Source organism: Saccharothrix hoggarensis (genome assembly GCF_052936025.1).
Genome location: NZ_CP193624.1, coordinates 7,369,143 through 7,383,884, shown reverse-complemented (window position 1 = coordinate 7,383,884; position 14,742 = coordinate 7,369,143). Strand labels below are relative to the sequence as shown.

16 protein-coding genes are annotated in these 14,742 nt (G+C 72.1%); 14 read left to right on the top strand and 2 right to left on the bottom strand.

Features of this window, described 5'->3' with window-relative positions; genetic code table 11:
• Positions 1 to 22: 22 nt before the first annotated feature.
• Positions 23 to 1,579, bottom strand: a complete 1,557-nt coding sequence (locus ACRAKH_RS33770) for a Na+/H+ antiporter (protein ID WP_380718849.1) — start codon at positions 1,577 to 1,579, stop codon at positions 23 to 25.
• Positions 1,580 to 1,607: 28 nt separating this feature from the next.
• Here ACRAKH_RS33770 and ACRAKH_RS33765 point away from each other — a divergent pair, with 28 nt between their 5' ends.
• The 14 genes from ACRAKH_RS33765 (at position 1,608) to ACRAKH_RS33700 (ending at position 14,157) form a co-directional block, all read left to right on the top strand.
• Positions 1,608 to 1,868 carry a UBP-type zinc finger domain-containing protein gene (locus ACRAKH_RS33765; protein WP_380718847.1) on the top strand — a complete coding sequence of 87 codons (261 nt, stop codon included), beginning with the start codon at positions 1,608 to 1,610 and terminating at the stop codon, positions 1,866 to 1,868.
• 102 nt (positions 1,869 to 1,970) lie between these two features.
• On the top strand, positions 1,971 to 3,956 hold the full coding sequence (locus tag ACRAKH_RS33760; protein WP_380718845.1) for a TRAP transporter permease: 1,986 nt from the start codon (positions 1,971 to 1,973) through the stop codon (positions 3,954 to 3,956).
• On the top strand, positions 3,949 to 4,944 hold the full coding sequence (locus tag ACRAKH_RS33755; RefSeq protein ID WP_380718843.1) for a TAXI family TRAP transporter solute-binding subunit: 996 nt from the start codon (positions 3,949 to 3,951) through the stop codon (positions 4,942 to 4,944). Before ACRAKH_RS33760 ends, ACRAKH_RS33755 begins: the two co-directional genes overlap by 8 nt.
• A 28-nt stretch (positions 4,945 to 4,972) precedes the next feature.
• Positions 4,973 to 6,229 (top strand): phosphoribosylamine--glycine ligase, encoded by a 1,257-nt coding sequence (gene purD / locus ACRAKH_RS33750; RefSeq protein WP_380718842.1) that lies wholly within the window; start codon positions 4,973 to 4,975, stop codon positions 6,227 to 6,229.
• A gap of 185 nt (positions 6,230 to 6,414) precedes the next feature.
• Positions 6,415 to 6,867: a hypothetical protein gene (locus tag ACRAKH_RS33745; RefSeq protein WP_380718841.1), complete on the top strand. Its 453-nt coding sequence runs from the start codon at positions 6,415 to 6,417 to the stop codon at positions 6,865 to 6,867.
• Between the two features lie 16 nt (positions 6,868 to 6,883).
• Complete coding sequence (locus ACRAKH_RS33740; RefSeq protein ID WP_380718839.1) at positions 6,884 to 7,465, top strand: DUF3558 domain-containing protein; 582 nt, start codon at positions 6,884 to 6,886, stop codon at positions 7,463 to 7,465.
• A gap of 11 nt (positions 7,466 to 7,476) precedes the next feature.
• Positions 7,477 to 8,802: a PPE domain-containing protein gene (locus tag ACRAKH_RS33735; RefSeq protein ID WP_447009524.1), complete on the top strand. Its 1,326-nt coding sequence runs from the start codon at positions 7,477 to 7,479 to the stop codon at positions 8,800 to 8,802.
• Position 8,803: 1 nt separating this feature from the next.
• Positions 8,804 to 9,571 (top strand): ESX secretion-associated protein EspG, encoded by a 768-nt coding sequence (locus tag ACRAKH_RS33730; protein WP_380723664.1) that lies wholly within the window; start codon positions 8,804 to 8,806, stop codon positions 9,569 to 9,571.
• Between the two features lie 103 nt (positions 9,572 to 9,674).
• On the top strand, positions 9,675 to 10,208 hold the full coding sequence (locus ACRAKH_RS33725; protein ID WP_447009523.1) for an ESX secretion-associated protein EspG: 534 nt from the start codon (positions 9,675 to 9,677) through the stop codon (positions 10,206 to 10,208).
• Between the two features lie 38 nt (positions 10,209 to 10,246).
• Complete coding sequence (locus tag ACRAKH_RS33720; protein WP_380723666.1) at positions 10,247 to 10,552, top strand: hypothetical protein; 306 nt, start codon at positions 10,247 to 10,249, stop codon at positions 10,550 to 10,552.
• Between the two features lie 4 nt (positions 10,553 to 10,556).
• Positions 10,557 to 11,729: a transglycosylase SLT domain-containing protein gene (locus ACRAKH_RS33715; protein ID WP_380723667.1), complete on the top strand. Its 1,173-nt coding sequence runs from the start codon at positions 10,557 to 10,559 to the stop codon at positions 11,727 to 11,729.
• Positions 11,730 to 11,947: 218 nt separating this feature from the next.
• Entirely contained in the window at positions 11,948 to 13,102 is a 1,155-nt protein-coding gene (locus ACRAKH_RS33710; protein ID WP_380723668.1) for a pyridoxal phosphate-dependent aminotransferase, read from the top strand.
• Between the two features lie 67 nt (positions 13,103 to 13,169).
• Positions 13,170 to 13,343, top strand: a complete 174-nt coding sequence (locus ACRAKH_RS33705; RefSeq protein ID WP_380723669.1) for a hypothetical protein — start codon at positions 13,170 to 13,172, stop codon at positions 13,341 to 13,343.
• A gap of 70 nt (positions 13,344 to 13,413) precedes the next feature.
• Entirely contained in the window at positions 13,414 to 14,157 is a 744-nt protein-coding gene (locus ACRAKH_RS33700; RefSeq protein WP_380723670.1) for a potassium channel family protein, read from the top strand.
• Here the strand turns inward: ACRAKH_RS33700 and ACRAKH_RS33695 are convergent.
• Positions 14,154 to 14,741 (bottom strand): HAD family hydrolase, encoded by a 588-nt coding sequence (locus ACRAKH_RS33695; RefSeq protein WP_380723671.1) that lies wholly within the window; start codon positions 14,739 to 14,741, stop codon positions 14,154 to 14,156. The genes ACRAKH_RS33700 and ACRAKH_RS33695 overlap by 4 nt on opposite strands.
• Between the last annotated feature and the right edge of the window lies 1 nt (position 14,742).

Below are 14,742 nucleotides of genomic sequence, written 5' to 3'. Positions count from 1 at the left end.
GTAGTGGGTGTTCGGTCCTTCGTCACTCCCTGGATATGGCCGCTTCCTCCAGGTCGAGTTCCCGCAGCACCCGGATCAACACCTCGTCGTCGATCTGCCCCTCGTCACGCGCCCGCACGAACACCTGGCGCTCGGCCGCGAGCATGGTCCGCCGCAACCTCCGGTACGTCGCGGCGGGGCTCTCGTCCTCCTGCCGGCCCAGCCGCTCCCACGCCGCGTTGCCCCGGTGCTCGGCCATGATCCGCAGCCGTTCCACGATGTGCTCGGGCGTGTCCCCACCGCCGTCGCCGACGACCTCGTCCAGCCTGGCCACGGCCGCCCGCGCCGCCGCGTGCTGCACCTGCGCCTCGGCCAGCGCGTCGGTCCGCTCCTCGTCGCCGCGGACGCCGAGCTTGCGGATCAGGTACGGCAGCGAGAGCCCCTGCAGCAGGAGCGTGCCGACGGTGACGACGAACGCGCAGAACACGATCACGTCCCGGCCGGGCAGGTCCAGCGGCAGCGCGCTCGCCGCGGCCAGCGACACCACACCCCGCATCCCCGCCCACGACAGCACGGTCACGCCACGCCACCCCGGCGCCCGCTCGCGCTCCCGGACGCGCCTCGACAGCAGCCGGGGCAGGTACGCCGCCGGGTACATCCACACGAACCGCACCAGGATCGTCGCCGCCAGCACGGCCGCCGCCGCCCACGCCAGCCCGGCCGTGATGTCCACGTCCCGCACCACGCTGTTCAGCTGCAAGCCGATCAACGCGAACACGAACGACTCCAGCACCACGTCCACCGAACGCCACACCGCCGTGTCCTGCAGGCGCGTGTAGTACGAGCTGCGCGGGGCGTTGTGGCCGATGTAGAGCCCGGCGACGACGACCGCGAGCACACCGGAGGCGTGCAGCTCCTCGGCGAAGATGTACGCGCCGAACGGCACCAGCAGGCCGAGCGCGCTCTCCAGCACCCCGTCGTCCAGCCGCTCCCGAATCCAGCGCACCGCCCACCCGATGGCCAGCCCCACCAGCACGCCGCCACCCGCGCTGATCACGAACGTCCGCGTGCCGTCGAGCCAGGTCGCGGTCGCGCCCGCCGCCGCGGCCACGGCGACCTTGTAGGCGGTCAGCGCGGTCGCGTCGTTGATCAGGCTCTCGCCGGTCAGCAGCGTCATCGTCCGGCGCGGCAGGTTGAGCCGCCGTCCGATCGCGACGGCCGCCACCGCGTCCGGCGGCGCCACCACCGCCCCGAGCACCAGGGCCGCCGGCAGGGACAGCTCCGGCAGGACGAGGTGCGCGACCCAGCCGACGGCGATCGTCGTGGCCAGCACCAGGCCCACCGCGAGCAGTCCGATGGGCCGCAGGTTGGCGCGGAAGTTGTGGTACGAGCTGTCCAGCGCGGCCGAGTACAGCAGGGGCGGCAGCACCAGGACCAGGATCAGCTCCGGCTCCAGCGCGAACTCGGGCAGGCCGGGGATGAACGACACCGCCAGGCCGACGCCCACCAGCACCAGCGGGGCCGACCAGTTGAGGCGCTTGGCCGCCGCCGTCACGAGCAGCGCGCCGACGAGCAGCAGGAGCAGTCCGGGTCCGTGCATGGCGCAATCTTGCGTGATGATGACGGGTATGACCTGTCCTCACGTAGCGGACCTGCCGGCCGCGGTGGCCCCGGACAACGCCGAGGGCTGCGCGGACTGCCTCGCCGCCGGCGAGCGCAACTGGGCCCACCTCCGGATCTGCCTCACCTGCGGCCACGTCGCGTGCTGCGACTCCAGCCCGCGCCGGCACGCGACGGCGCACTTCGGCGCGTCCGAGCACCCCGTGGTGCGGTCGTTCGAGCCGGGCGAGGACTGGCGCTGGTGCTACGTCGACTCCCGGATCGTGTGACGGGCGTCTTTACAGTCCCTTTAGACGGTGGGGCTATGGCTGTGACCTGTGGCACAAGTAGCTTCGGTTGCGCTCGATCCAGCGCGACACGAAGGAGTGCGCGTGCCGACCAAGCCGCAGGTCGAAGTCGATGAACTGATCGCCGAGTACGACGAGGAGCGCCCGTCGCGCGCCTTGTCCCGGCGGTGGGAGCTGGGCGTGTGGGTGGCGGGCCTCGCCATCGCGCTGCTCGTGCTCAAGCAGGTGTTCTGGCCGTTCGGCAAGGGCAGCCAGTACTACCTGGTGATCTTCCTGGCGGTCACGCTGCCGCTGGTCTTCCTCTGCTACCGGCCGCGCGGCCGGCGTGGCGAGGGCGACGACCCCGGCGTCATCGACTGGGTGGCGGCCGCCCTCGCGTTCGTTGCCGGCTCGTACCCGCTGTTCGGCGGGTTCGACGCGTTCCTCGACCGGCAGGGCCAGCTGACCCCGGTGGACGTGGTCGCCGGGTCGGTGCTGCTGGTGCTGATCCTGGAGGCGTGCCGGCGGACCACCGGCTGGGTGCTGCCGATCGTGTGCGTCGCGTTCATCGCGTTCGCCTACTACGGGGGTTTCCTGCCGCCGTCCTGGGACATCTCCCACGCGGGCGTGGACTTCAGCCAGATCATCAGCGGCTTCTACAACGCCGCCACCGGGTTCTACGGCACGCCGCTGGACGTCGCCGCCACGTACATCGTGCTGTTCACGATCTACGGGTCGGTGCTGAACGCGTCCGGCGCGGGCACGTTCTTCGTGGACATCAGCTTCGCCGCGTTCCGCAAGTCCCGGACCGCGCCCGGTCGCACCGCCGCCACCGCCGGGTTCCTGCTCGGCACCGTGTCCGGCTCCGGCACCGCGACCACCGTCTCGCTGGGCGCGGTGACGTGGCCGATGCTGAAGAAGGCCGGGTACCCCAAGGAGAACGCGGGCGGGCTGCTCGCCGCGTCCGGCATCGGCGCGATCCTGTCCCCGCCGACGCTCGGCGCGGCGGCGTTCATCATCGCCGAGTTCCTGGAGACGTCCTACCTCCAAGTGCTGATCTGGGCGATCCTGCCGACGCTCCTCTACTACCTGGGCATCGCGCTGGCCGTGGAGATCGACGCCCGCAAGTTCGGCGCCAAGCCCGTGGACATCGACTCGCCGAGCCCGTGGGCGCTGCTCAAGCGCGGCGGGTACCACTTCCTGTCCCTCGCCGTGATCGTCGTGTTCCTGGCGCTGGACATCCCGGTGTTCTCCGCCGTCGTCTACGCGACCGGTGTCGCGGCGGTGTTCGCGCTGATCGCCAAGCGCGGCGACGTGCGGGAGTGGCTGCGGGCGATGGCGGACTCGCTGTCGTCGGGCGTGCGGTCGGCGCTGCCGGTGGTCGCGGTGTGCGCGGCGGCGGGCGTGATCACGTCCACGATCACCAGGACCGGGCTGGGCCAGGTGCTGGCGTCGGGGCTGGTGGACCTCGCCGCCGCGGTCTCGTCCAACCCGACCGTGGTCCTGTTCGTCACGGTGGTGCTCGCGGCGGTCGCGGTGAGCCTGCTCGGCCTGGCCGTGCCGGTGACCGCGTCGTTCATCATCTCGTGGGTCGTCATCGGGCCCGCGCTGGTGCAGCTGGGCGTGGCGCCCGAGGAAGCCGCCATGTTCATCTTCTACTACGCGGTGCTGTCCGAGGTGACGCCGCCGACCGCGCTCGCCGCCGTGGCCGCCGCCGCCATCACCGGCGGCGACGTGATGAAGACGATGTGGCGGACGTGGAAGTACACGCTGCCCGCGTTCCTCGTGCCGATGGCGTTCGTGCTGACCGACAACGGCGCCGGGCTGCTGCTGCGGACGTCGTTCGTCGACGCGCTGTGGGTGTTCGCCGCCTCCGCGCTGGGCGTGGCCGCGTTGGCCGTGCTCACCGGCGGGTGGCTGTTCGGTCTCGCGCGGTGGCCGGAGCGCGCGCTCTGCGCACCCGCCGCCGTGGCCCTGCTCTACCTGCAACCCGTGACCGTCGCCGTCGGCCTGGGGTTCCTCCTGGCCGCGGTCGCGGTGCACGTCGTCCTCCGCCGTATGACCACCTCGGGAAAGGAACAGCATGCGTAGCTGGGCGTTCAAGGTCGCCGTCGGCGTGCTCTCGGTCGGCCTCGTCGCCGCCGGGTGCGGCGGCAAGCGCACCCCCACCGACACCGGGAGCGACAACGCCGGCGCACCCGCCTGCGAGGCGGCCGACGGCCGGCTCACCATCGCCACCGGCAACTCCGGGGGCGTCTACTACGTCGTCGGCGGCGGGCTCGCCAAGCTGATCAGCGACAACACCAAGCTGAAGGCCACGGCCGCCGAGACCGGCGCGTCCGTGCAGAACATCCAGCAGCTCGTGGCGGGCGACTACGACTTGGCGTTCTCGCTGGCCGACACGGCGGCGGACGCGGTCGCGGGCAAGGGCGCGTTCGACGGCAAGCCGCAGCAGGTGCAGGCGCTGACCAGGCTGTACCCGAACTACACGCAGGTGCTCGTGCGCACCGACTCCGGCATCAACTCGGTCGCCGACATGCGCGGCAAGCGGATCTCCACCGGGTCGCCCAAGTCCGGCACCGAGGTCATCGCGCAACGGCTGCTCACCGCCGCCGGGCTCAACCCCGAGACCGACGTGCAGGCGCAGCGGCTCGACCTGGCCAAGACCGCCGACGGGATGAAGGACGGCAGCATCGACGGCCTCGTCTGGTCCGGCGGCCTGCCCACCGCGCAGATCACCGACATCACCACGTCGTTGAAGGACAAGGTCAAGTTCATCGACATCACGCCGCAGCTCGACGCCCTGAAGAAGATCAACCCGGTGTACGACCGGGGCACCATCCCGGCCGCCACCTACGGGCAGGCGGAGGGCGTGGCGACCGTGGCCGTGCCGAACGTGCTGCTCGTGCGCTCGGACTTCCCGGAGGCCAACGCGTGCGCCATCACCAAGCTCATCTACGCCAAGAAGGCGGACCTGGAGGCGGTGCACCCGGCGGCCAAGGACATCCGCGAGGAGAAGGCCGGGATGACCGACCCGGTGCCGCTGCACCCCGGCTCGCTGGACGCACTGGGCGGCTGACCGGCGGGGTCATCTAGGCTTCCCCACCGTGCGTGTCCTGGTCATCGGGTCTGGCGCCCGTGAACATGCCCTTGTCCTCGCTTTGTCGCGGGACCCTTCGGTGATCGCGTTGGCCTGTGCGCCGGGCAACGCGGGCATCGCGGGCGTCGCCGAGACCTACGGGGTCGACGTCACCGACGGCGCGGCCGTCGCGGCGCTGGCCAAGGAGTGGAACGCCGACCTCGTCGTGGTCGGGCCGGAGCAGCCCCTGGTGGCGGGTGCGGCGGACGCCGTGCGCGCCATCGGCATCCCCTGCTTCGGCCCGTCCGCCGCGGCGGCCCGCATCGAGGGCTCCAAGGCGTTCGCGAAGGACGTCATGGCCGCCGCGGGCGTGCCGACCGCCGTGTCGGAGGTCGTCGACAACCCGGCCCGGCTCGACTCGGCGCTGAACCGCTTCGGCCCGCGGTGGGTCGTGAAGGACGACGGCCTGGCCGCCGGGAAGGGCGTGGTCGTCACGTCCGACCGCGCCGCCGCCCGCGCGCACGCCATGACCCTGCTCGACCACGGCCACCCGGTGCTGCTGGAGTCGTTCCTCGACGGTCCCGAGGTGTCGCTGTTCTGCCTGGTGGACGGCTCGTCCGTGGTGCCGCTGCTGCCCGCGCAGGACTTCAAGCGCGTCGGCGACGGCGACTCGGGCCCGAACACCGGCGGCATGGGCGCGTACTCCCCGCTCCCCTGGGCATCACCCGACCTGGTGGACACGATCGTGGCGACCTGCGTCCAGCCGGTCGTCGACGAACTGGCCCGCCGCGACACCCCGTTCACCGGCCTGCTCTACGCGGGCCTGGCCCTCACCTCCACCGGCCCGCAGGTCATCGAGTTCAACTGCCGGTTCGGCGACCCGGAGACCCAGGCCGTCCTGGCGCTCCTCCGCACCCCCCTGGCGGGCCTCTTCCACGCCGCCGCCACCGGCGCCCTCGCCTCCGCGCCGCCCCTCGACTGGGCCGACGGCTACGCCGTCACCGTCGTGATCGCCGCCGAGGGCTACCCCGGCCGCCCGCGCACCGGCGACGTCATCACCGGCGCGGAAGCGGACGGCGTCCTCCACGCGGGCACCCGCCGGCGCGAGGACGGCGCCGTCGTCTCCACCGGCGGCCGGGTCCTGTCCGTGGTCGGCACGGGCGCGACCCTGGCCGACGCCCGCACCGACGCCTACCGCCGCGTCGAGGCCGTCCACCTGACCGGCTCCCACCACCGCACCGACATCGCCCTGCATGCGGCGAACGGCGAGATCGACGTCCCCTGACCGTCACCCGGCTCGACACCCGACGGCCGGTCGGACTTCGTCCGAAAAGCCCCCGCCGCGGTCCCGTGAAGCCCACGGGAACCGCGGCGGGGGCTTCTTCGTCCAACCTCAGACCCGGCTCACGTGGTCGTTGGTAGCCTCGGACCGGGATCGACTCGTCACCGACCGTACGGGGGTAGGGCGTCATGGCAGAGGAGAACGGCCTCCTGGGAGCCGTCGCCGCCGTGGGGGGGACCATCGGCAAGGCGGTCGGCGACATGTTCGCAGCGGAGAAGCGGCTGAACGACACGGTGGCCTCCGGCCCTGGCACCGGCCAGCAGTTCGAGGTCACCAAGGAAACGGTCCTCCAGGCCGGCAAGATCATCAACGATCAGGCACTGGTGCTCGCGGCCACTCTCCGCGAGAGCGAGCGCGACCTGATGGTGGACCTGCCCCCCGGTTCAGACCCCGTCAACCAGAGCATCGCCGCAGCGTGGAACTCCCGTTTGGCAGGCGACGAGAACACCTACGCCGGCCGGGTCGAGCAGTACGTCAAGAGCTTGCTCAACCTTGCGGGTCAGCTGCGCGAGGTCGCGCGTCAGTACGGGTTCACCGAGGACGAGGTCACGGCGGCTTTTGGGGCGTCCGGTGCGAAATAGGGTTCGACGTGGTGTTGTGCTCGCCGTCGCGGCGGGTCTCTTCCTGGTCGGCTGTACCCAGCAGGAACCGGGCGACCCACGCCCAGGGGGCACCACCACCGGCGAATCGACGTCCGACAGCTCCTCGACCCCGACGACCAGCCGCTCATCCCGTCCGAAGGAGATCAAGCTCGACGGGGTGGATCCGTGCAAGGTGTTGACGGCCGACCAGATGAAGCAGCTGTCCGTCGTGAAAGCCCAGGCGGACGAGGGCAACCTGAGCGGCATCGGCAAGTATCCGCTCTGTGACTACCACACGAGGTCTGCTCCGGTGTTCGGGTATGGCGTCGGTCTTGTGACCAATGGGGGCATCGAGCACTGGCAGGGCAACGGGAACGTCGACGTCAACCGCACCGAGGTGAGCGGTTATCCGGCTGCCCAGTTGGTGCTCAGCGGCACGGACAACGTCATGTGCTCCATCGCGGTCGACGTCGCGGACGGGCAGCAGCTCGTCGTGGACTTCAACCCGCTCGGTGACGAGTTCACGCAGGACGAGATGTGTCAGAACGCGAAGAAGGCGGCTGAGCTGGCGCTCGTCACCTTGCCGACTCTGGTGTGAGGGGGAAGCCAATGGGTTACCGAGAGATCACCGACTTCCGGTTCGAGGGTTACGACAACCAGGCGCTGGCCACCCTCGTCCAGCAGTTCCAGGCGGGTGACGCCGCGCAAAAGTTCAGCGACGCCTCGCACGCGCTCCGCCAGTTGTCCGCCAGCCTCGCCGAAGTGGACGAAACCCTGCGCACCGAGCTGAAGAAGCTCGGCATCGACTGGCAGGGCGCCGCCGGCGAGCGGGCCAACGAGAAGACCACGGTCATGGCCGACTACGCGTCGGAAGCCGATGAGGCGGCCAGGCAGAACTCACAGGCGACCGCCGTGCAGGGCGCCAACCACAGCCAGACGCGGAACGGGATGCCCGATCCGCAGCAGTTGCGCGGTGACACGGACACGAACCTCGTCGACGACGTCGGCGGCTGGTTCGGGTACGAGACGGATCACGCCAAAGAGGTCAAGCAGACGCAGGCCGCGCGCGAGCAGACGATCCGCGGGCTCGACCAGTACACCGAGGCGAGCCGCGACGCGCTCAACCAGTACCAGGGCATGACGAAGCCGCCGCAGTTCGAGGTGACGACGGCGTCCAGCGTGAGCACGCCCGTCGCGCCGGTGGTGCCGCCCGGTGGTGGCGTGCCGCCGACGATCCCCGGCGGGACGCCCGGCTTCCCCGGCGGCTCGGGCCAGCTGCCCGGCGGCGGCTCGGTGCGCCTGCCCCCGCAGCTGCCCGGACACCTCCCCGGACACCTCCCCGGACACCTCCCCGGACACCTCCCCGGCGGCTCGACGACGGGCCTCATGCCGAACACCCCGCCCGGCAGCCCGGTGCTGCCGCCGGTCGCGCTCGGCAAGAGCGGTCCGTCGAACCTCGGGCTCGGGCTCGGCCTCGGGTTGACCGCCGGGCTGGGGTTGGGGCTCGCGGCGACGCAGGCCCGCGGCGCGCGGGTGGTGCGCAACGGCCCGTCCACGGGCACGCCCGGCGGCGGCAAGGCGCCCGACGGCCCGGCCGGCGGCAAGGGCACGGGCACCGGCGGCACGGGTGCGGGCGGCGGCAAGGGCGGCGTCCCGGGCATGCCCGGCGCGTTGACCGGCAAGCCCGGCATCTCGGCGACGATCGGCGCCATCGACCCCGACGAGCGGGTGGCCGGGCGCGGCGCGGCGGGTGCCGCGGGCGTCAAGGCCGGTGCGGGCGCGTCGATGCTGCAGCCCGCCGCGTCCGCCAAGGGCGGTCCGGGCGAGGAGGACGGCGAGCACGTCCGCAAGTACGGCGTCGACTCCGACGACGTGTTCGGTGACGAGCGGATGGTCGTCCAGTCGGTCATCGGCGACGAGCCCGAGAAGAAGTGAAGTGAGCGGCACGGTTGTCCTGTCGACGCTCGAGTTCGACGTCGCGTGGGAGGGGGAACGGCTCGCCCGGCGCAACGTCGCGCTCGACGTGCCGAGCCCCGGCACCACGCACACCGAGCGGGCCGTGCTGGTCGACCAGGCGTGGGAGTCGCTGGCGGCGCGCGGGTTGGCCGGGAACCGGCGGTTGACGCCGGAGCTGGCCGACGCGTTCGCGCTGCTGGCGAACCCGCAGGTGTCGATCGACCTCTGGATCTGGGTGGACCGCCGCAAGATCAAAGGCCTGGCGGCGGCCTCCGGTGACGAGGGCATGCTCGCCGTCGTGGACGGCGACGAGGTGTGGTTGATCCAGTCGCGGGCGAGCGCGCTGGCCGAGGCCGCGGTGTCGGTCGCCGGTGAGGTGCCCGCCGGGTACGGGCGGTCGATCAGCCTGCCGAACGACGTGCTGCGCGCGGCGTCCGACGAGGCCGGTCGGGACGCGGAGAAGCTGGTTCTCGCGCTGGAGCGGCACGGGTTGGCGCTGCACGAGGCGCAGGAGCTCGCCGGCATGTGCGACGGGATGAGCACCCGCGGCCAGTTCGGCGCGGAACGCGCGCAGCGCGGCGGTCCGCCCGCCCGCGCCGGACGCGTCGTCGCCTGGCACGACACGCCGTCCGGCCGCTACCTGCACCAGGTCCGGCCCAGTTCGGACGGTCGCAACTGGAGCACCATCACCCCGATCGACAACGCCCGGCTCGCCGGCTGCGTGTGGGAGTTGCTGCAAGAGGTCTGAGTTCACCACCCGATACGGAACCCGGACGTCTTCCGCGACGTCAGTTCGGGTGCGGGCCTGGGGGGCCGGAGCAATGCCCGCCGTCGTCCGGGAGTGACGTCTGGTGACCAATGCGACCCTCAGCGCCACCGCGTTCCGCACCGCGTGGGAACACCTCGACCTCGGCGCGATGCCGATCGTCCTGCACGTCCAGGACGATCCCGCGCCGTGGAGCCACCTGACCGCCCAGGGCCTCGCCCGCGGCGGCGAGCTCGACCCGTGGCTGGGCGCGGCGTTCAAGCTCATCGCCTACCCGCCGCGTTCGGCGGACCTCCGGTTGGGGATCGGCCGGTCCGCCGTGCGGGCGTTGGCCGCGTCCGCCGGCGGCAACGGCTCGGTGGTCGCCGTGCTGACCCGCGACCTGCTCACGGTGCGCGAGGTGGCCGCCGACCTGCCGACCGCGCTGGTCGCGCTGCTGCCGAGACTGCCGGACGGCCGGGTCGGCGGGCCGGACCTGCGCGGCCAGTTCGGCGCCGCCGCCACCGACCGCGGCGGGCGGCGCAGACGTGCGGCGGACGTCGTCGACTTCCACGGCCCGGTCGACCCGGACGTGCTGCGGGCGCGGGTCGCCGCGCTGCTGGACGAATTCCCGGCATAGTCGGGGTGTGATCAACGGTTTCCCCCTACAGTCGGGGAATGGCGGTCACGAAGTTCAACGCCGAGGCGATGGAGCACTGCCGGAGCACGGTCGGCACGCAGGCGGGGCAATTCGGCGCGGTGGGTGACGGGTTCTCCGGTCATTACGCCGATCCGGGCATCTTCGGTGAACTGGCGAGTTCGGGCGCGCTTTCCGCGGCGGCGTCCGAACTCGACCGGAAGGCGGGCGCCGAGTTCGCCGCCGCCGAGTCGCTGCTCGGGAAGGTGGAGCGCGCGATCGACGCGGTGCAGCAGTCCGTGGTCGACGTGGAGGCCGCCAACGTGGACTCCTTCCGGGTGGTGTGAGCTGATGGGAGCGGTGGACGAGGTCGCGGGCCTGCCCGGCGGGCAGGCCGTGGCGCGACTCGCGGAGAAGGTGGCCACGGCTCGGCCGGACGCGGTGAAGGAGATCGCGAACCGGTGGAAGCAGGCCGCGACGAAGGCCGCCGAATGCGGCAACGCGGTGCGGCAGTCGGTCGTGCGGTTGGACGGCGCGTGGCAGGGCGGGTCGGCTGACGGATTCGTCGCGTACATGGACGGATTCGCCAAGAGCGGGAATTCGCTGACCGACGCTGTGACGGCGGCGGCCGGTGATGTCGAGGCCGCCGCGGTGGCGTTGGAATCGGCGAAGTCGTCGGTCGAGCGGATTTGCGAGAACCTCCTCAGCCGGGTGCGGCAACTGCGCCGCGACGCCCACGGCATGCCGCAGGAGGACGTCGACTCCGCCATCCGGGGCATGTGCGCGGAGGCGGCGGCCGACGCCCAGCCCGTGATCGACCAGGCCGAGGAGGCCCTCGGCGCGGCTCTGGGTGCGTTGAAGGGCCGGCCGGGTTCGATCACGCCCGCGTTCTCGACCATGGCGGAGCCCGACGCCCAACCCTTCACGCCCGCGCCCGGTAAGCCGATCGAGTGGCTGCCCAGCCCCGAGCCGGCGGGGGCGGGCGGCACGACCGCGCCGTCGTCCACGGACTCGCAGCGCCCAGGCGCCACCCAGTCCGGCCCGCCCCAAGGCGGTCCGTCCCCGTCGGGCTCCCCCGGCGGTTCGTCCGGCGGCGAGACCGGCGGCGGTGGTGGCGGAGGTGGCCTGGGGCCCAGCGGCGGCCCGCCCCTCAGCGGCCCGCCACCCGGCAACGTCGAGGAGTGGATTCGCGAGGCGATCCGCATCCTCCAGGCCAACGGCATCCCGGTCACCGAGGACTACATCGACGAGATCTGGACGATCATCGAGAAGGAGTCGGGCGGCAACCCGCACGCCCTCAACGACTGGGACTCGAACGCCGCGAAGGGCACCCCGTCGAAGGGGTTGATGCAGTGCATCGACCCGACGTTCCAGGCGCACAAGCTGCCGGGGCACGACGACATCTGGAATCCGGTCGACAACATCATCGCCGGCGTCCGCTACACCTTCTCCCGCTACGGAGGCTTCGACGGCCACCCGGGCCTGAAGTCGATGGCGGGCGGAGGCGGCTACCAGGGTTACTAGCCGACCGGACCCGGCAGGCCACCAACCCGGCGGGCCGGCAACCCAGCTGGCCGGCGGGTAGGGCGTTGGGCTGGGTCTGGTGGCGTGCCCGCAGGTGGGCGGCGGGGCTGCGTGCGCTGGGTGCGGGTGGATCGGTGGCGGGAGTGAGGGCAGGGGTCCTGGTTCGGTAGGTGGTGGGGTGGGTTGGGGACCTGGGTCGGTCCATTAGCCTGACCTGCATGGTTGGGGTTGCTGCTCGGGCTGATGTGCCTCCGTTCCACGTCATGGAGGTGCTGTCTGCCGCGGCACGGCGGCAGCGCGTGGTGGGGGACGTCGTCTCCCTCGCGGCCGGGCAGCCGTCCAGCCCTGCCCCCGGCCCCGTGCTGGAGGCGGCGGCGCGTGCGCTGCGCGAGCAGACGTTGGGCTACACCGAGCAGCTCGGCATCGTCGAGCTCCGGGAGGCCCTGGCCGGGCACTACGAGCGGCAGTACGGGCTGGACGTGTCGGCCGACGACCTCGTGGTGACCACCGGCTCGTCGGGCGCGTTCCTGTTGGCGTTCCTCGCTTCCTTCGAGGCCGGCGACCGGGTGGCGCTCGCCCGCCCCGGCTACCCGGCCTACCGGAACATCCTGCGCGCGCTGGGGTGCGAGGTGGTCGAGCTGCCGTGCGGGCCGGAGACCCGCTTCCAGCCCACGGTGGCGATGCTGGACGAGGTGGGGCCGCTCGACGGGCTCGTGGTCGCCAGTCCCGCCAATCCGACCGGCACGGTGCTGGCGCCGGACGAGCTGGCCGGGTTGGCCGCGTGGTGCGGCGAGCACGGCGTCCGGCTGGTCAGCGACGAGATCTACCACGGGATCAGCTACGGGTCGCCCCTCGCCTGCGCGTGGGAGACGTCGCGGGACTCCATCGTGGTCAACTCCTTCTCCAAGGCCTTCGCCATGACGGGGTGGCGGTTGGGGTGGATGCTGCTGCCGCCGGACCTGCGCCAGGCGGTGGACCGGCTGACCGGCAACTTCACGCTGTGCCCGCCGGCGCTGGCCCAGCACGCGGCCGTCGCGGCGTTCGAGCCCGAGTCGTACGCGCAGACCGAGCGCCTGGTCGAGGGCTACCGGCACAACCGGGACGTGCTGCTGAAGGGCCTGGCCGACCTCGGCATCGAGAAGGTGGCCCCCGCCGACGGCGCCTTCTACGCCTACGCCGACGTCTCGCACCTCACCGACGACTCGATGGACTTCTGCCGCCGCCTGCTGGACGACACGGGCGTCGCGATCGTGCCGGGCATCGACTTCGACCCCGTGCGCGGGCACGAGTTCATCCGGATGTCCTTCGCCGGGGCCGCCCACGACATCGAGGAAGCCCTGCGGCGGATCGGGCCCTGGTTGTCATCACCATGATGACGTTTGTACTCCCGATCCGGCCGCCGCGGGGGAACTGATCGTCGAAGCCACTCGTTCGGGTGGCATGGTGCGGATAATCCTGTGGCTGCTCGCGGCCTGGCTCGTGATCACCGTGGCCGGCGCGGTCATCAAGGGCGTCTTCTGGCTCGCGATCGTCGGCGGCGTGCTGTTCCTCGGCACGGCCGCGTACGGCGCGATCAAGAGCAGCAAGCGCCCGAAGGGCATCAAGGGGCCGTGATTCGGCCCTGACGACCACCCAGGCGTCCCGCGAGCTGGAAAAACACCGACCCGACCCGCACTATGGGTCGGTGTTCGAGACCGATGAACGCCGCCTCGCCCACTGGGAGCGGCGCGCCGAGTGGCCGCTGACGGGCCTCGCCGTCCTCTTCGTGGTGGCGTACGCCTGGCAGGTCCTCGACGACCGCGCGACGCCCGGCCTGCACACCGTGCTGGAGGTGGTCCTCTGGCTGGTCTGGCTGGTGTTCGCGGTCGACTACGTCGCCCGCTTCACGCTCGCCGGCGACAAGCGCAAGTTCTTCGTCAGCCACCTGTTCGACCTGCTCGCGGTCATCCTGCCGATGGTCCGCCAGCTGCGCGTGCTGCGGCTGATCACCGTCCTGAAGCTGCTCAACCACCGGTTCGCGGGCAAGTTCCGGCAACGCGTCGGCGTCTACGCGGCCGGCGTGACGGTCCTCGTCGGGCTGTGCGCGTCACTGGCCGTGTTGGACGCGGAGCGCCACCACCCCGACGCCACCATCACCACGTTCGGCGACGCGACGTGGTGGACGCTCACCACGATCTCCACCGTCGGTTACGGCGACCGCTACCCCGTCACCTGGGAGGGGCGCCTGGTCGCCGCGCTGCTCATGATCGGCGGCATCGCCCTGCTCGGCGTCATCACCGGCACGATCGCCTCCTGGCTGGTCGAGCGGCTCAGCGGCGTCGAGGACACGGTGGCGGAAGCCGAGCAGGTGACGCTGGCCGAGCTGCGCCTCGTCCGGGAGGAGCTGGCCCAGCTGCGCGCGGAACTGCGCGCCACCGACCGGGGCTAGGCGGACAGGTCCAGCACCTCCCGGGCGTGGAGCGCGCCCTGCCACCGCACGCCGGACAGCCCCGCCGCGATCGCGCCGTCGACGTTGACCTGCCGGTCGTCGAAGAACACGCAGTCGCCCGGCGCCACCCCGATCCGCTCCGCCAACGCGGTGAAGATCCGCGGGTCCGGCTTGGCGACGCCCAGGTCGCCGGAGAACACGAGGTGCCGGAAGTGCCTGGTCCACGGCTCGCGCTCGGCGGTCCGCGCGAACGACACCGGCGCGTTGGACAGCAACGCCAGCGGCACGCCGCCCGCCGCCAGCTCCTCGATCAACGCCACCACCGCCGGGTCGACCCGCAGCCACCCGCGCGTGTCGACCTCGGTCAACCGCGCGGCCAGCGCCGCGTCCACCGGCACGCCCACCGCCGCGCCGACCGCGCGCCAGTAGTCCACGTCGGACTGGCCGCGGTCGTACGCGTCCCGCGCGCCCCAGTAGCCCCGCGCGAACTCCTCCACCGGCGCCCCGAGGAGCGCCGCCAGCGACGGCAGCTCCCCGGTCGGCTCGCTGATCACCTCGCCGTAGTCGAACACCACCCAGCGCACG